The organism is Arthrobacter sp. B3I9, from assembly GCF_030816935.1.
Lineage (GTDB): Bacteria > Actinomycetota > Actinomycetes > Actinomycetales > Micrococcaceae > Arthrobacter.
The window spans coordinates 803932-821007 of record NZ_JAUSYO010000001.1 but is presented as its reverse complement, the minus strand read 5'-3'; the positions used below and the strand labels follow the sequence as shown (position 1 = coordinate 821007).

Genomic DNA, 17076 nt, shown 5'->3' with positions numbered 1-17076 from the left:
GAATCCTTAGTTCTCAAAATCAGAAAGCGGAGGGCAGGAGCAGACCAGGTTCCGGTCCCCTGCCGCGCCGTCGATGCGGCCGACGGGCGGGAAGTACTTGTCCTGCCGGAGTGCGTGGACCGGGAAGACGGCCTGTTCACGCGGGTACTCCCGGTCCCAGTCGGAGGCGACGACGGCGGCAGCGGTGTGGGGTGCGTTCCGCAGCGGTGAATTTTCCACAGTGAAATCACCGGCAGCCACTTGGTCGATTTCCTGCCGGATGGTGATCATCGCTTCAATGAAGCGGTCGATCTCGGCAAGGTCCTCGGACTCGGTGGGCTCCACCATCAGCGTCCCGGCCACCGGGAAGGACAGCGTGGGAGCGTGGAAACCGAAGTCGATCAGGCGCTTGGCCACGTCCTCCGCCGTCACGCCGGTGCGGGACGTCAGTTCCCGGAGGTCCAGGATGCATTCGTGGGCCACCAGGCCGCTCTCTCCGGTGTAGAGGACCGGGAAGTGCTCATCCAGCCGGGCGGCAACGTAGTTCGCTGCCAGCAGTGCGGACTTGGTCGCCTCGGTCAGTCCCTGGCCGCCCATGAGCTTCACATAGGCCCAGGAAATCGGGAGTACGCCGGCTGAACCGAAGCGCGAGGCCGAAATTGCGACACCAGTTCCTGGTTCGATAGCGTCGGCTTCGTGTGCGGCCTTGTTGGCGTCACCGGGCATGAACGGTGCCAGGTGGGCCTTCGCCGCGACCGGGCCGACGCCGGGTCCGCCGCCGCCGTGCGGGATGCAGAAGGTCTTGTGCAGGTTCAGGTGCGAAACGTCGCCGCCGAACTTGCCCGGCTGGGCGAGGCCGACGAGGGCGTTCAGGTTGGCGCCGTCGACGTACACCTGGCCGCCAGCCGCGTGGATGGCGTCACACACTTCGCGGACGTCGGCGTCGTACACGCCGTGCGTGGACGGGTAGGTGATCATGATCGCCGAGAGGACGTCCTTGTGGGCCTCGATCTTGGCCTGCAGGTCGGCGTGGTCGATGGTTCCGTCGGCGGCGGTCGCCACAACAACCACCTTCATTCCGGCGAGCACGGCGGAGGCGGCGTTGGTGCCGTGGGCCGAGGCCGGGATCAGGCAGATGTTGCGCTGCTGGTCGCCGCGGGAGTGGTGGTAGCCGCGGATGGCGAGCAGCCCGGCGAGCTCGCCCTGGGATCCGGCGTTCGGCTGGATGGAAACCTGGTCGTACCCGGTGATCTCGGCGAGGTCGGCTTCGAGTCCGGCAATGAGTTCACGCCAGCCGGCGGTCTGGGAGTCCGGCGCGAAGGGGTGGATGGAGGCGAACTCGGGCCACGAGATGGCTTCCATCTCGGCGGTGGCGTTCAGCTTCATGGTGCAGGAGCCCAGCGGGATCATGGTGCGGTCCAAGGCCAGGTCGCGGTCCGAGAGCTTCCGGATGTAGCGCAGCAGCTGGGTCTCGGAGCGGTGCGTGTTGAAGACCGGGTGCTGCAGGTACGTGGAGGTGCGCAGCACCGACTCAGGCAACTCGAACCCTGCAGCCTCCACGACCGGACCGGCGCCAAAGGCGACGACCACCGCGGAGAGGATCTCCGGCGTCGTGGTCTCATCGACTGACACGCCAACTGTGTCCGCATCGATGAGGCGCAGGTTGATGCCGCGGGCCTCGGCGGCGGCGATGACCTTGTCGGCCTTGCCGGGCACGCGGACCGTAACGGTGTCGAAGAACGAGTCGCAGACCAGTTCCCGGCCCGCGACCTTCAGCGTGGCGGCCAGGGCACGGGCGTTGTTGTGGACGGTCTCGGCGATGGCCTTCAGCCCGTCCGGGCCGTGGTAGACGGCGTAGAACGAGGAGACGATCGCCAGCAGTGCCTGCGCGGTGCAGATGTTGGACGTGGCCTTCTCGCGGCGGATGTGCTGCTCGCGGGTCTGGAGCGCCAGGCGGTAGGCGGGGACGCCGGCGTTGTCCTTGGAGACGCCGACGATGCGGCCCGGGAGCGTGCGTTCCATGCCGTTCCGGACCGCCATGTAGGCAGCGTGCGGACCGCCGAAGAACAGCGGCACACCCAGGCGCTGGGTGGAACCGACGGCGATGTCCGCCCCCTGTTCGCCCGGAGGAGTGATCAGGGTGAGGGCCAGCAGGTCCGCGGCCACGGTGACCAGTGCGCCGCGGTCCTTGGCCGCGGCGATGACGCCGGACTGGTCCCACACACGGCCGGACACGCCGGGCTGCTGGAGCACCACGCCGTTGATGTCGCCGTCGGGCAATCCCTTGGACAGGTCCGCAACCTCCACCTCGAAGCCGAGGGCTTCAGCGCGGCCCAGCACGATGGCGATGGTCTGCGGGAGGAGGTCGGCGTCGAGGACGGTCTTGCCGTCCTTGGCGGACTTGTTCTTGTTCGCCCGGCGCATCAACAGCACTGCCTCGGCCACTGCGGTGGCTTCATCGAGCAGGGACGCGTTGGCGACCGGCAGTGCGGTGAGGTCCTGGACCATGGTCTGGAAGTTCAGCAGCGCCTCGAGCCGGCCCTGGGAGATTTCCGGCTGGTAGGGGGTGTACGCCGTGTACCAGGCCGGGGCTTCAAGGATGTTGCGTCGGATCACCGGCGGCGTGACGGTGTCGTAGTAGCCCTGGCCGATCATCTGGACAGCGGTCTTGTTCTTCGCGGCAAGCTTGCGCAGCTCGGCCAGCACTTCGACTTCGCTGAGGGCGCTGTCAAGGCTGAGGGGCTTTTCCTGGCGGATGGACTCGGGGACCGCGCTGTCAACGAGGCCGTCGACGCTGTCGTAACCGACGGCCTTGAGCATGGTGTCAATGTCGGACTGGCGGCGGGCGCCGATGTGGCGGTCTGCGAAGGTGGATGGGGACGATTGAACCGTCATATGAGGAACTCCATAATTCAGGTGGCGCAGTGCGCCACGTTGATTCGGGTTCCTCCCCGCTCTGTATTGGACCTGAGAGTTTTGCTTTGCCTGCTGTCAGCAGCGCGCCGCTTGCACCGTCGGTGAGCCCGGTTTCCCGGACTGCTTTCCAGAGTTGCCTTGCCGCGGCGGTACGTGGGCCTGAGAGATTCCTGGGGAGGATTTGCTCCTACGGCGCCTGCTGAACGTACCGGCAAGACTCTCCCGCCGCAGATCATAAGCCGTGCCACTGGTGGGTGACACGGCTCACACTCTACCTGCTGGACGGGCCGGATGCAAAAACGGGCCCGCACGTGGCGCCTCCCGAAGGCGCCGGTGAAGAGGTCTGGCAGACCGCGGCGGCCCGGCCGCGGCGGTCCACCAAGACCGCCCCGGTACCTCACAGGCGCGGATGTCAGCCGTTCGCGGCTACAGTGCGGATCTCGTCCGCGATGGTCTTTCCCAGCAGTTCGGTGCTGCCGTTGCCGCCCAGGTCAGGGGTGAGGGCTTCGCCTCCCCTTGCCAGGACGTTCTCGAAGGCCTGCACAACGGCGGCAGCCGCGGCATCTTCGCCAAGGTGCTGCAGCATCATCGCTGCGCTCCAGATCTGGCCGACGGGGTTGGCGATGCCCTTTCCGGCGATATCCGGCGCTGAGCCGTGGACCGGTTCGAAGAGGCTCGGGAAACGACGCTCGGGGTTGATGTTGCCGCTGGGCGCGATGCCGATGGTTCCCGTGCACGCAGGTCCCAGATCGGACAGGATGTCTCCGAAGAGGTTGCTGGCCACGACGACGTCAAACCTCTCCGGGTGCAGCACGAAGTTCGCCGTGAGGATGTCGATGTGGTAGCTGTCGGTCCTGACATCACTGAAGTTCTGCGCCATGGCCTCGACCCGCTCGTCCCAGTACGGCATGGTGATGGCGATGCCGTTGCTCTTGGTGGCTGACGTCAGGTGCTTCTTGGGGCGGCTGTCGGCAAGGTTGAAGGCGTACTTCAGGATGCGGTCGACGCCGGTCCTGGTCATGACCGTTTCCTGGATGACCGTTTCCCGGTCGGTCCCTTCAAACATCCGGCCGCCGACGCTGGAGTATTCACCTTCGGTGTTTTCCCGGACGACGTAGAAGTCGATATCCCCGGGAACCCGGTCCGCCAGCGGGCTCTTCACGCCGGCCAGCAGCTTCACGGGCCGCAGGTTGACGTATTGGTCGAAGTGGCGCCGGAACTGCAGGAGGCTCCCCCACAGCGAGATGTGGTCCGGGACGGTGTCCGGGGAGCCCACAGCGCCGAAGAAGATGGCGTCGAAGCCGCTGAGCTGGTCGAACCAGTTGTCGGGCAGCATCTTTCCGTGCTTGAGGTAGTAGTCGCCGTTGGCAAAGTCGAAGTCTGTGGTCTGGAGCCTGAATCCGAAGGCCTCCGCTGCGGCTTCCAGTGCCCGCATCCCCTGCGGGACCACTTCCTGGCCGATTCCATCTCCGGCAATTACGGCAATCTTATGAGTCTGTGTCATCGGAAGACTTTCTTGTCGGGCAATGATGCCGGCCTGTTGCACCCGAGGAGTGCGTTGCACCTTCTGTTCCACCAGTGTATGGATGAAGAAGGGCAGGATTCAGGGGTTTTCCGGCAAGGCATTGTTTCTCCCAGGGAAAGAAGTAGCAGCAGTGGATTTGGGCAGCGTGGATGACCTGGAGTTCTTTGAGCAGATCTCCCGCTCGCGCAGCCTGACGGATGCCGCCAGAAGCTGGGGAAAGTCACTCCCCGCCGTCAGCAAAAGACTGACCCAGCTGGAGTCCCGGCTCGGCGTGCTGCTGGTCCGGCGGAGTACCCGCAAACTGACGCTCACGCCCGAAGGGGAGCAGTACGCCGCCGGGGCCCTGTCAATCCTCCAACAGAAAACGGACCTCGAGGAGGGGGTTTCCCGGAAGTACGGCGAACTGCAGGGACGGATCGCCGTGCACTCCACCATCGGCCTCGGCCGCATCCACATCGCCCCGCTGCTCGGCGAGTTCGTGCGGGAGCACCCCCGGGTCTCGGTTGACCTTGAGCTGTCCGCGCTTCCGCTGAACATCGCAGGGACAAGCTTCGACATCGGCATCCGGGTGGGCAGCCTCGAAGACTCGCGGCTGAAGTCCAAACGCCTCGCGGAGAGCCGCAGGGTGGTGTGCGCGGCCCCGCAGTACCTGGACACCGTGGGCCGGCCCACCGCAGTGGCCGATCTTGAACAGCACAACTGCATCGTCCTCCGGCAGGACAGCAGCGACTACGCGGTCTGGCGGTTCGGATCCGAGGGCCGGGAACAAAACGTGCGGGTGAACGGCAATATGGTCAGCGACGACGGAGAGGTCGTCACCGGATGGTGCCTTCAGGGCCTTGGACTCATCATGCGCTCCAGCTGGCACGTGAACCCGCTGCTGCGGCAGGGGCAGCTGCAGCAGGTCCTGGCGGATGTGCCGACGCCCGCAGCGGACATCCATGCGGTGTATCCCGCCGCGGTGCACACGCCCCGCCGGGTCAGTGAAGCCATCGAATACCTCAGGAAAGGACTGGCGGAACGCCTGGCCTAGCCTGAGTGCCTTCGCTGTCCGCAAAGCGATGCGGGCCGACCATAGAATTGGCCCATGGTTACTCCCACGAACCAAGGGCCCGCCCCTCTGCTTGTACTGGCCAAGATCAGTGACATCCTGGATTCCTTCTCGCTCGCCCGGCCCGAGCTGACGCTGGCCGAAATCCGCGACTCGACCGGCCTTCCGACCTCCACTGTGCAACGCCTGGTGGGCAACCTGGTGGGGCATGGATTCATCGACCGGGTGGACGACCGGTTCCGGATCGGCGTTCGGATGGCGTACTGGGCTGCCCCAGCCACCCGCGGAATGGAAGTCCTGGACATCATCGGCCCGCTACTGAAGACGCTGCGGGACAGCACGGGCGAAACCGCCTGCTTCTTCAAGGCCGAACAGCATTACCGTGTGTGCGTCGCCATGGCCGAAACCCGCCACGCGCTCCGCCGCGAGATGCATCTCGGCAAAATCCTCCCTCTTCATGCCGGATCCGCCGGGCGCGTCCTGCTGGCCTGGGATACCGAACTCATGGATGCCGTCATGCGGGATCCCTTGGAACCGATCACCGATTCCACGATCACCAGCTCCGAGGACCTGGAAATGGCGGTGAAGAAGACCCGGACCGACGGATTCGCCATCACGGTCGGTGAACGTGAAGACGGCGCTTCCGGCCTGTCGGCCCCGGTTTTCGACTCTGCGGCCGCCCTGGTGGGCGCGGTGACCATCAGCGGTCCGACTCTGCGGATGCCGCGCGAGACGTGCGAGGCGTGGGTGGAACCCCTTCTTGCCACAGCCGAGAACATGACGCGCCTGATCGGGGGACGGTTCCCCGGAGAAGCCTGACACCAGGCGCAGCACCGCCTTGACGCTGTCCGGAGCTTCAGGACGTCAGGCACCCAGCAGCGGGTTCACGGCGTGCGGCAGCACGCGGCCCTCGGCGATGGCCACCGCGTTCAGGGCGCTCAACCGGGCCATCTCGTTACGGACCGGCACCGTCGCGCTGCCGATGTGAGGCAGGAGGACAGTGTTGGGCAACGCCGCCAGCCCGGGCGTCAGCTGCGGCTCGTCCTCAAAGACGTCCAGGCCGGCACCGGCGATGGTTCCGGAGTGGAGCGCCTCGACGAGGGCGGCTTCGTGCACCACCGGCCCGCGGGCTGTGTTGATCAGAATGGCTTCGGGTTTCATGCGCTGCAGCACATCGTCGTCCACGAGGTGCCGCGTCTGGTCGGTCAGCGGCACGTGCAGGGAGAGGAAGTCGCTGCGCTGGACGAGCTCGTTCCACGTAACCTGCCGCACCTTGCCCGCGAACTCGCCGAGTTCGTCGTCGCTGACGTGGCGGTCCCCCGGCGGCCGCGGGGCAAAGAGCACGTCCATGCCGAAGCCGAGGGCCCGCCGGGCGGTGGCCCGGGCTATCCTGCCGAATCCGGCGAGGCCAAGCACCGCACCGGAGACGTCTCGACCCAGCAGGAGTTCCGGCTCCCACCCGGAGAACCGGCCGTCGCGGACCAGCCGGTCCGCTTCCACCACCCGGCGGGCGGTTCCAAGAATCAGCAGCATGGCGATGTCGGCGGTCGCGTCCGTCAACACGCCGGGAGTGTTGCCCACCAGGATGCCGTGGCGGGTGGCCGCATCGACGTCGATGTTGTTGTACCCGACGGCGAAGTTGGACACGCCCCGCACGCGGGCGGCTGCCAGAAGGGGCGCGTCCATCCGGTCGCGCAGTTGGGTGAGGACGACGTCGAAATCACCCGAGGCGCACAGCGCCGCCAGCGTCCCGTAGTCGGGAGGTTCGGCCAGGACGGTTACCTGGCCGGCGTCGCGAAGCAGTTGGAGGCCCGGTTCCGGTATGGCGGTGGTCACCAGAAAGTGGATGGCCATCAATTGCCTCCCGCACCGCAGGGCACGCTGGCTGAATCCATGCTGGCGGAACCCGGGCTGTCGGACGGGATGACCCACTCGAAGGCCGCTGCCTTCGAGCGCGCACCCTGGGCTGATTTTGACCGGTTAGGCTCACCAAGTTCTGCAAGGAGTTTCTCGGACATCCCGACGAGCCCGGCGAACCTGCCGGTTGTCAGCCAGTCGGGACGGGTGGCGAACAGGATGTCTTCGGTGGAGGTGTTGCCGCTGGCGCCGGGGGCGAAGGGGCAGCCGCCGAGGCCGCCCAGCGCGCCGTCGACCATGGTGGCCCCCGCCTCAATGGCGGCAAGGGTGTTTGCGACGCCGAGTCCCCAGGTGTCGTGGCCGTGGTAGACGATCCGGCGGGCCGGGGACTCTTCGCGGACGCGCCGGACCAGCCCGGAGACCTGTGCCGGGATGGCCTGGCCGAGGGTGTCGCAGAGGACGATGTCCGTCGTTCCCGCCGCGCGCGGGTCGTTGGCGATGGCCAGGACCCGCTCCTCCGGCACCGTTCCTTCGAAGGGGCAGGTGAACGAGGTGGCGATGCAGAGCTGGATCCGGCCGTCCACGGCGGTTGCGTTGGCCACCGCCTGGGGCAGCGCGGCAAGGCTTTCATCGGTGGTGCGGCCGATGTTCGCCTTGTTGTGCGAGTCGGAGGCCGAGAGGCAGTACTGGAAGTTCCGCGCACCGGCGGCCGCAGCTCTGGCCACATGCCCGGGTGTCGCCACCCATACCCAGCATTTCTCCAGTTCATCCGGGGTCAGGGCGCCGATAAGTTCAACGGTGTTGGCCATCGACGGCACCAGGTCCGCACGAGCCATGGAGCCGATCTCGATGGCCGGCACCCCGGCCTCCAGAAGGGAGCGCACAATGGAGGCTTTCCGGTCCGTGGAGAGCATCCCCCCGGTGAGCTGCAGCCCGTCCCGGAGGGTCACGTCCCGCAACTGAAAATCAGGTCCGGCGGTGTTCATACTGTTTCCATCTCCATCTTTGCAATGATCGAATCGGCCTCAACGGCCGTCTTGCCGAGCACACGTTCGAAAACGTCCTTGGTGTCGGCGCCGAGATCCGGGCCGAGATTCCTGATCGGCAGTGACTTCCCCCCGATGACGGGGATGATCCCGGGAAACGCCACGTTGGTCAGGGTTTCCTCGCCGGTGGACACATCGAAGCGTTGGATCATGTTCCGGGCAGCGTATTGGGTGTCTGAAACGATGTCCGCTGCCGTGTAGATCGGCCCGGCGGGCACCCCTGCCGCGTCCAGGATGGCGAGTGCCTGCGAGGTGGTGAGGTGTTTGGCCCAGTCGCCGATCGCCTGGTCGAGTTCATCCCGCCGTTCCCACCGGGCCGCATTGGACTGCAGCCCCGGGTCGTCGGCGAGGTCCGGGCGCCGGATGACCTCCATGTAGCGCTTGAAGATGGCGTCGCCGTTGCCCGCGACCACGATGCTTCCGTCGATGCACAGGTAGGCGTTGGAGGGGGCTATGCCTTCCATGCGCCCGCCGGTCCGTTGCCGGTTGATGCCGAAGGCGGTGTGGTCGGGGATCAGGGATTCGGTTACCGACAGCATCGCTTCATTGAGAGCTACGTCGATCATCCTTTGCTGGAGGGGCACCGGGGTTTTGCCGCGCCTGATTTCTCTCTCAAAGAGCGACATGACGGAACCAAAGGCCGCATACAGGCCGGCGATGGTGTCACCGATGGAAACGCCCACCCGGACCGGGGGACGGTCAGGATCCCCCACCAGGTCCCGGAAGCCTCCGAAGGCCTCGGCGACGGCGGCGAAGCCGGGCCGGGACGCCATCGGTCCGGTCTGGCCGAAGGCGGAAATCCTGGTCAGGATCAGCTCGGGGTTGGCCTCGTTCAGCGCCTCGGGGCCCAAACCCCATTTTTCGAGTGTGCCGGGCCGGAAGTTCTCCAGCACGATGTCCGACGCCGCGGCCAGCTCCAGGACAAGCTGGCGGCCCTCCTCGGTCCGCAGGTCCAGAACGACAGATTTCTTGTTCCGGTTGATAGTTCTGTAGAGCATCGAGGTGTCCCCCGCGTACAGTCTCCAGTTTCTGAGCTCGTCGCCGGTGCGGGGCCGTTCCACCTTGATGACCTCCGCGCCGAAGTCGGCAAGCAGCCGGCCGGCGGTGGGGGCGGCGATGTAGTTGCCCAGTTCCAGGACGCGGACGCCATGAAGCGGCGCGGCCGTGTTGTCAATCGTCATTTGGCTTCGGTTCTTTCTTAGATGAAGATGCTCAGGACGAGGGTGAAGCCCAGAGCCACGACCGACGCAAGGGAAACCCCCAGCGTGCAGCTTTTCAGGGTCCCTCGGGTGGTCTGGCCGAGCATGGACTGCAGCAGCCAGAAGGTGTTCGACGTGACGTGGACGACGAACAGCGATCCCGCCCCGGCCGCCAGGGCCAGCAGTACGGGGTTGATTCCCAGCGCAGGCGCGATCGGGGCGAGCAACCCGGCGGCGGTGATGGCCGAAATGGAAACGGAGCCCACGGCGATGTGCAGGACGGCCGCGATGCCCCAGACCACAAGCAGCGGGGCAACTGTCGACGCCGAGAAGTACTTTCCGAGGATTTCGCCCATCCCGCTGGTCGCCACCATCGCTGCGAGCGAGCCTCCTGCGCCGGTCAGGATCAGGATCTGCCCGGATTCCTTGAAACCGTTCACCACCGCGGCCTCGACACGCTTGGTGCCGATCGTCATCCGGGCAACGACGCTGGTTCCCAGCAGCCCGATCAACAGGGCAACCACCGGAGTTGAAAGGAAGACCGCCGCGTCCGGGCTGTAACCCGCCATTTTCATGAACGCTCCGGAAGCGATCAGCACCAGGGACACAAGCATGGGCGCGAACATGAGCAGGAGCCCCGGCTCCCGGGAGGTTCCGGCCTCGGGCCCGCGCACGTCATGGGGCAGCAGACCCACGCGGCTCGACGTCGCCGTGCGTTCGGCCCCGCCGCCGTGAACAACCGCGTGCTCGGACCCCATCTCGTCGGAGGACCCGCCATGCTCCTGTCCGTGCGCGACGGCGTGGACAAGCATCCCGTCGACGTCCTCCAGTTCGGGCGATTCCGCTATGGCCTGTTCCTCGTCCGTTTCCGTCTTCCACAGTCCGCGCTCGATGAAGAAGCTCATCAGGAAAATCGATACGAGGATCGTGGGAATGATGACCAGAAGGCCGAAGACGAGCATTTCGCCCAACGGGACCTGGAGAAGACCGGCAAGGGCAACTGCCGCCACGCCGGGGACCATCAGGACTATCCCGCATTCCAGGCTGACCGCCATGGCCGTTGCCATTTTCGCGGTGCCGAACTTGCCCAGCTTCGGGGCGATCCTTCGGGCCAGCGGAGCGCTCATCACCAAAAGCACGTCGAGGAATATGGACTGCAGCAGCGTGCCGATGGTCAGGCCCAGCGCGTACGGCACGCCTTTGGGTCCGAAGACGTGCAGCAGCTTGTCCACCAGTTTCGCAATGGCTCCCATCTCGTTCAGGATGGCTCCCATCAGCACACCCCAGGCGATCAGCAGACCCACCTTGGTCATGATGTCGCCGAAGCCGGTCATCGCTGTCTTCGTCGTCTCTGCCGTTCCCAGGCCGGTGAGGAGGCCGAGGACCATTGCTCCGATCACGAGCGACAACGCCGGATTGATCCGAAGCCGCAGGATCATGACGACGATGCCGATGATCACCGCCCCCGTGATGCCAAGTATTTGCCAATCTTCCATGAGTAATCCTCCGTTGGATCCATGCTGGTCAGTAAGCCGCGTCACACTCCTACAATATGAACATGAACTCACTATATGAGTCAACGGAAGCCGGCGGGTGCACCGATGGGGTATCTGCCCGCAACAAAGATTTTGGGAAAAGGACGGTGGAACCTAGGACCCTCGTTTTCCGCATGCACATGCGGCGGCGGCACATGCCGGAGGATCGCGGGCTCGAGGGAGGGACGACGGCGGGGTCCGGCGCGACATCAGGTTCGCCGCGTAGTGGGTACGATGCGCTGCCACGGCGCGGGCATGATCGCCCCGATCGCGGTGGGCAGCCCGGCATTGATGGTGCATCCCGATGACGGGGCGGAAGCGACCTTCCCTGAGCGGCTAGGCCAGAATCCGGTACCCCGTCGGCTTGTCGAAGAGCCTTCGGGTGTTGGCTCCGGCGGCCGCAATCCAAAGGACGGAGCCGTCATCAGCGGCTTGTTCCACGACGCCGGTCATGATGTGCTCCCCCAGGAGCCACACCTCCACCGTGTGACCCGTGAGCCGGGCCCAGTCGCTACGCGGCCCGCGTTTGTTCACACGTGGGGCCGGGGCTACCGGTGCTTTAGGGCTCAGCACTCGATGACGTTGACGGCAAGGCCTCCGCGGGAGGTTTCCTTGTACTTGGTTTTCATGTCCGCTCCCGTTTCGCGCATCGTTTTGATGGCCTTGTCGAGGGATACCTTGTGGCTGCCGTCGCCGTGCAGGGCAAGGCGGGCGGCGTTGATGGCCTTGACGCTGGCGATGGCGTTGCGCTCGATGCAGGGGATCTGCACCAGTCCGCCCACCGGGTCGCAGGTCAGGCCCAGGTTGTGTTCGATGCCCACCTCGGCGGCGTTTTCCACCTGGGCAGGCATGCCGCCCAGCACTTCGCAGAGCCCGGCAGCGGCCATGGAGCAGGCAGAGCCGACCTCACCCTGGCAGCCTACTTCGGCACCTGAGATGGAGGCGTTGATCTTGAACAGGATTCCGACGGCGGCCGCGGCCAGCAGGAAGCGGACCACGCCGTCGTCGTTCGCCCCGGGGACGAACTTCATGTAATAGTGCAGCACGGCCGGGACGATGCCTGCCGCGCCGTTGGTGGGCGCCGTGACGATGCGTCCTCCGGCGGCATTCTCCTCGTTGACGGCCAGGGCAAACAGGTTCACCCACTCCATCGCCCGCAGCGGATCGGTCACCCCGGTGTCCGCGGTCAGGGTCTGGAATAGGGACGGAGCCCGCCGCGGAACGTTGAGGCCGCCGGGAAGGATCCCTTCCGCGGCGCAGCCGTTGTCCACGCATTCGCGCATCACGGTCCACAGCCCCAGCAGCTTTTCCCTCAGCTCCGCTTCGGACCGCCATACGAGCTCGTTGGCGAGCATCACGTCGGAGATGGACATGCCTTCGCGCTTGCAGATCTCGAGGAGTTGGTCGGCGGTGTTGAAGGGGTAGGGAAGGACGGTGGCGTCGGCAACCACGCGGTCACCGGCGTCGGCGTCCCCGTCCACCACGAAACCGCCGCCGATCGAATAGAAGCTCCGCTCGCTGAGTACCGCCCCGGTGTGGTCCAGGGCGCGGAACGTCATGCCGTTGGGGTGGGCCGGCAATGCCTTGCGCCGGTGGAGGACCACGTCCTCGTCCCAGTTGAAGTCCACCCGGTGGCTGCCGCCGACCCACAGTTCGGCGTCGAGGGCTGCGGCGGCCACCTGGTCATCGGCCGTGAATGTGTCCACGGTTTCGGGGTCCAGCCCCTTGAAGCCCAGGACCACGGCCTTGTCCGAGCCGTGGCCCCGCCCGGTGGCACCGAGGGAGCCGAACAGTTCGGCCTGCACCCGCCTGGTGGAACTCAAGTGTCCGTCGCCCTTGAGTCCATCGGCGAACAGCTTTGCTGCCCGCATCGGGCCGACCGTGTGCGACGACGACGGCCCGATGCCAACGGAAAACAGGTCCAGGACGCTGAGGGCCATTTAGGGGACCTCGGGAGAGGCGAACTCCCGCATGGCGTCGAGGAGCCAGCGGCCCAGGAAATCAGCGAAGGAGGCGCGGGGGAAAATCCGGAAGGTCTCCTCGCCGGTCTTCCACAGGACCACGGGGATGTTTCCGATCTCCGTGGACAGTGCCGTGCCGGCCTTGAGCACGCGGGGGTGCAGGTCCAGCGAGCAGCCCTTTTCCAGGACGGCACGTGCCCGCGGGCCGGTGAGCTCGAACGTGGTGCGGTTGGCGGAAAGGTCCACCACCTGGCCTTCACCATCAGCCAACGCTTCACGGAGGGCCCGGATCAGGCCGCCGCCCAGGGACTCGTGGGCTTCAGTCGGTGCCACCACCAGGAACTCTTGGGGTCCGAGCCACAGCACGGAGGTGTCCCCGGAACCGCTGACGCCGCCGCACGCTGCGGGCAGGCCGCCAGTGACGGAGGCGACGCGCTGTCCTGCGTCGCTGTCCCGGTTGGCCCGGAGGCCCACCATGGTCAGGAAGGGTACTTCATTGATTTCCACCACGCCCTTCACGGAGCCGGTTTCAAAGGCTGCCCGCAGCTGGGCAGCGGGGCTGACACGCACGGCGAGGTCCTTCTGGCGGGTGGTTGCGGGTGCTGCTGTTTCAGCCATCTTTGCGGGTTCCTTCGGGGTCAAAGAGTACGGTTTCTGCGACGACGACGTCCACCAGCTGGTCGCCGGCGGCGGCCACCAGGGTTTCGCCGATGCGATTGCGGCCGTTCTTGATCAAAGCGAGGCCGAACGACCTGCCCAGGGCTGCGCTGTGGTAGCTGGAGGTGACGAAGCCTTCCATTGGCACCGGTCCGTAGGCCGGGTTGGTGGAGCGGCCCTTTTCCACGAGCTGGGTGCCCTCCGGCAGGCGCAGCGTCCCGTCCACCGGCAGCACACTGACCAGGTGCTTGCGGTCCTCGCGCTGGGCGTCCGCCCGTGAGTAGGAGCGCTTGCCAATGAATTCCTTGGCCTTGGAGACGACCCACTCCATGCCCGCATCCTGCGGGGTGACGGTGCCGTCCGTGTCCTGCCCGACGATCGGGTAGCCCTTCTCGGCGCGGAGCACGTGCATGGTCTCGGTGCCGTACGGGGTGATGTCGAACTCGGCACCGGCTGCTGCCACGGCCTCCCACGTGTTCAGTCCGTACCAGGCCGGGACGTTGATTTCGTAGGCCAGTTCACCCGAGAAGGAGATCCGGCAGATCCGGGCCTGGACGCCGGAGGCGAGGGTGGTTTCGCGGAAGGTCATGAACGGAAAGGCTTCGGCTTCCAGCCCGCCGTTGGCGGCCAGGTCCGGCGCCACCTTGGCGATGACCTCGCGGGATTTGGGCCCGACGACGGCGATGGTGGTCCACTGTTCGGTCACCGAGGTGCAGTGCACGTCCAGGTCCGGCCATTCGGTCTGGAGCCATTCCTCGAGCCAGTCCAGGACCTTGGCGGCGCCGCCGGTCGTGGTGGTCATGAAGTAGGTGTCCTCGTCGAGGCGGAGGGTCACGCCGTCGTCGAAAATCATGCCGTCGGCCATGCACATGACGCCGTAGCGGGCGGATCCGGGGGCAAGCTTCTTGAAGGCGTTGGTGTAGATCCGGTTCAGGAACTCACCGGCATCCTTGCCCCGGATTTCGATCTTGCCCAGCGTGGTGGCATCCATGAAGCCCACGGACTCGCGCACGGCGGCGCACTCGCGCAGCACGGCCGTGTCCATGTCCTCCCCGGCCTGCGGGTAGTACCAGGGCCGCTTCCACTGGCCCACGTCCTCGAACAGGGCGCCCCTGGCGACGTGCCACGGGTGGACGGACGTCTTGCGGGCGGGGTCGAACAGCTCGCCGCGCTGGCGGCCGGCGAGGGCCGCGAAGGCCACGGGCGTGAACGGCGCCCGGTAGGTGGTGGTGCCGATGTCGCCGATGCCCCGGGATGCTTCGCCGGCTGTCCGGAGCGCGGCGGCAATGACGCCGATCGCGTTGACGCCGGAGGTTTTGCCCTGGTCGTTGGCGGTGCTGATGGAGGTGTAGCGCTTGATGTGTTCCACCGACCGCATTCCGGCGCCCGTGGACCGGAGGACGTCTGCCACGGACTGGTCGCGCTGGAAATCAACGAAGTGGTGGTGCCAGTCGTCCGGGGTGCCTTGCTCCCCCGGGACCAGCCACAGCTGGCGGGTGGGTGCGCTGGCTTTCGGTTCGCCGATGATGGACGGCTGCGTGGTTGCTTCGAAGCCTGCTGCGATCGCGGCGGAGGCTCCGGCGGAGATGCCTTCTGCGAGGCAATCCGCGAGTTCAAAGCTGCCCCGGCCGGAGCCGACGATCTGCTGGTTGCGGACCACGGTGCTCGGCACGAAAGCGGCCAGCTCGTCGTCCCAGCGCAGCTTGCCCTGCCGTTGGGAGTGCAGGTGCACCAGCGGGCTCCAGCCGCCGGAAACAGCCAGCAGATCGCAGGCGATCTGCTCGATGCCCGAGGTGAGTTCGCCGTCGTCGTTAATGCTGCGGACCGTGACGCCGTCCACGCGGCCATCCCCTGTGCCCTCTCCGGAGGAGGATGTGTTGGCCACCGCGCTGCCGATCAGCACCCGCGTTCCGGCTTCGACGGCCGCAGCGGCAACGTCGGTGAGCTGCGGACGGGCATCCACCACTGCGGCGACCTTGACGCCCGCAGCGCGCAGGTCAGCAGCCAGGGCATAGGCGCTGTCATTGGTGGTGCTGATGACCACGCGCTGCCCGGCGGCCACGGCGTAGCGGTTGAGGTAGCTGCGGACGGCCGAGGCAAGCATGATGCCGGGGCGGTCGTTGTTCTCGAACACCAGCGGGCGTTCGTGTGCGCCCGGGGCCAGTACCACCTGGCTGGCCCGGATATGCCAGATCCGCTGCCGGGACACACCGGACGCGGCCGGGGAGGACAGGTGGTCGGTGCGGTTCTGAACGGCGATCACGTAGTTCGCGTCATAGGCGCCGAAGGCTGTGGTGCGGTTCAGGACGGTGGATTCGGGGCCGGAAACGAGCTCCGCTTCGACGTCCGCCACCCATTCCAAGGCCGGCTTGCCTTCAATGGTCTCAGCCAGTCCGGGTGCCGTTGACCCGGACAGGAGCGATCCGCCCAATTCGGGCTGGTCGTCCAGCAGCATCACGCGGGCGCCGGTGCGGACCGCTTCCCGGGCGGCGGCCAGGCCGGCGGGGCCGCCGCCGATCACCAGGACGTCGGTGTGGACGTACTTCTTGTCGTACTCGGCGCGGTCCTCCTCCGGGTCCAGCTTGCCTAGGCCGCTGAGCAGCTCAGCCTTCAGGCCGTCCACCAGGGTGACGGTCGTGGCGGGGAGCATGGACTCGGCCACGTGACCGGGGAAGCGTGGCTGCACCTTGACCAGTGCATTGGATTCCTCCACGCCGGCGGACATGATGCCGCGGGGCCGGTCCTCGTAGAGTGAGTTGCCGGCGGCGATGCGCCCGTTGGCGAGCAGGGCGGAGGCGAGCGTGTCACCGGGGTGGCCCGTAAATTCCTCGCCGTCTACGGTGAAACGCCAGGAGATGGTGCGGTCGATGTGTCCGCCGGCGGCGAAGCGGGCTTTCTGGGAAGTCACTTGGTTGCTCCTTCCGGGGCGGTGGTGCTGGCAGGTGTCGTGCTTGTGGCAGTGCTGGTTCCAGCGGTGCTGGGCGCCGCCGTCCCGGTGGTGGTGCTGTCAGCGGCGGTGCTGGCAGTGCCGCTTTCGGCGGTCACCTGACCAGCGGCATCCGGTCGCGGCATACCCATCGGGTAGACGGCCTGGATGTCGTAGGTGACGGTGTCGCGGAGCATGTTGAACCACTGGCGGCAGCCGGTGCTGTGCAGCCAGCGTTCAGCGAAGGCGCCCTTGGTGTTGTCCCGGTAGAAGAGGAACTCGGCCCACTCGCGGTCGTTCAGCGCGTTGGGGTTTTCCGGGTAGGGCACGTGGGCCTGGCCGCCGTAGTGGAACTCGGTCTCGTCGCGTGAGCCGCAGTTGGGGCAGGAGATGAGCAGCATGTGCGTCTTCTTTCTAAAGTGCG

General features: G+C 66.4%; 13 protein-coding genes and 1 riboswitch. Of the genes, 2 read left to right on the top strand and 11 right to left on the bottom strand.

Annotation, left to right across the window (positions count from 1 at the left end; all coding sequences use genetic code 11):
- Nucleotides 1-6: 6 nt before the first annotated feature.
- Nucleotides 7-2874 (bottom strand): aminomethyl-transferring glycine dehydrogenase, encoded by a 2868-nt coding sequence (gcvP, locus tag QFZ65_RS03825; protein WP_306908295.1) that lies wholly within the window; start codon nucleotides 2872-2874, stop codon nucleotides 7-9.
- A 158-nt stretch (nucleotides 2875-3032) separates the two neighbouring features.
- A riboswitch (glycine riboswitch) is annotated at nucleotides 3033-3130 on the bottom strand.
- 177 nt (nucleotides 3131-3307) lie between these two features.
- Nucleotides 3308-4399, bottom strand: a complete 1092-nt coding sequence (locus QFZ65_RS03820; protein ID WP_306908294.1) for a tartrate dehydrogenase — start codon at nucleotides 4397-4399, stop codon at nucleotides 3308-3310.
- Between the two features lie 151 nt (nucleotides 4400-4550).
- Between QFZ65_RS03820 and QFZ65_RS03815 the strand changes: the two genes are divergently transcribed.
- Both QFZ65_RS03815 and QFZ65_RS03810 read left to right on the top strand, forming a co-directional pair.
- Nucleotides 4551-5453, top strand: coding sequence for a LysR family transcriptional regulator (locus tag QFZ65_RS03815; RefSeq protein ID WP_306908293.1), 903 nt, complete (start codon nucleotides 4551-4553; stop codon nucleotides 5451-5453).
- 54 nt (nucleotides 5454-5507) lie between these two features.
- Nucleotides 5508-6290 (top strand): IclR family transcriptional regulator, encoded by a 783-nt coding sequence (locus QFZ65_RS03810; protein ID WP_306908292.1) that lies wholly within the window; start codon nucleotides 5508-5510, stop codon nucleotides 6288-6290.
- Nucleotides 6291-6335: 45 nt separating this feature from the next.
- On the opposite strand, the gene QFZ65_RS03805 is transcribed toward QFZ65_RS03810, so the two are convergent.
- The 9 genes from QFZ65_RS03805 to QFZ65_RS03765 all read right to left on the bottom strand — a co-directional run bounded on the left by QFZ65_RS03805 (nucleotide 6336) and on the right by QFZ65_RS03765 (nucleotide 17053).
- Nucleotides 6336-7325, bottom strand: coding sequence for a D-glycerate dehydrogenase (locus QFZ65_RS03805; RefSeq protein ID WP_306908291.1), 990 nt, complete (start codon nucleotides 7323-7325; stop codon nucleotides 6336-6338).
- Entirely contained in the window at nucleotides 7325-8314 is a 990-nt protein-coding gene (locus QFZ65_RS03800) for a hydroxymethylglutaryl-CoA lyase (protein WP_306908290.1), read from the bottom strand. The genes QFZ65_RS03805 and QFZ65_RS03800 overlap by 1 nt, the downstream gene beginning before the upstream one ends.
- Nucleotides 8311-9555, bottom strand: coding sequence for a CaiB/BaiF CoA-transferase family protein (locus QFZ65_RS03795; RefSeq protein WP_306908289.1), 1245 nt, complete (start codon nucleotides 9553-9555; stop codon nucleotides 8311-8313). The genes QFZ65_RS03800 and QFZ65_RS03795 overlap by 4 nt, the downstream gene beginning before the upstream one ends.
- Before the next feature lie 17 nt (nucleotides 9556-9572).
- Nucleotides 9573-11069: a GntP family permease gene (locus tag QFZ65_RS03790; protein WP_306908288.1), complete on the bottom strand. Its 1497-nt coding sequence runs from the start codon at nucleotides 11067-11069 to the stop codon at nucleotides 9573-9575.
- Nucleotides 11070-11444: 375 nt separating this feature from the next.
- Nucleotides 11445-11642 (bottom strand): hypothetical protein, encoded by a 198-nt coding sequence (locus tag QFZ65_RS03785; protein WP_306908287.1) that lies wholly within the window; start codon nucleotides 11640-11642, stop codon nucleotides 11445-11447.
- A gap of 32 nt (nucleotides 11643-11674) precedes the next feature.
- Nucleotides 11675-13048, bottom strand: coding sequence for an L-serine ammonia-lyase (locus QFZ65_RS03780; protein ID WP_306908285.1), 1374 nt, complete (start codon nucleotides 13046-13048; stop codon nucleotides 11675-11677).
- Nucleotides 13049-13687 (bottom strand): sarcosine oxidase subunit gamma, encoded by a 639-nt coding sequence (locus tag QFZ65_RS03775; RefSeq protein ID WP_306908282.1) that lies wholly within the window; start codon nucleotides 13685-13687, stop codon nucleotides 13049-13051.
- Nucleotides 13680-16634 (bottom strand): sarcosine oxidase subunit alpha family protein, encoded by a 2955-nt coding sequence (locus QFZ65_RS03770; protein ID WP_306908281.1) that lies wholly within the window; start codon nucleotides 16632-16634, stop codon nucleotides 13680-13682. Before QFZ65_RS03770 ends, QFZ65_RS03775 begins: the two co-directional genes overlap by 8 nt.
- The gene (locus QFZ65_RS03765) at nucleotides 16631-17053 is read right to left on the bottom strand and encodes a sarcosine oxidase subunit delta (RefSeq protein WP_306908279.1); all 423 of its coding nucleotides are present in this window, start codon (nucleotides 17051-17053) and stop codon (nucleotides 16631-16633) included. The genes QFZ65_RS03770 and QFZ65_RS03765 overlap by 4 nt, the downstream gene beginning before the upstream one ends.
- Nucleotides 17054-17076: the final 23 nt, after the last annotated feature.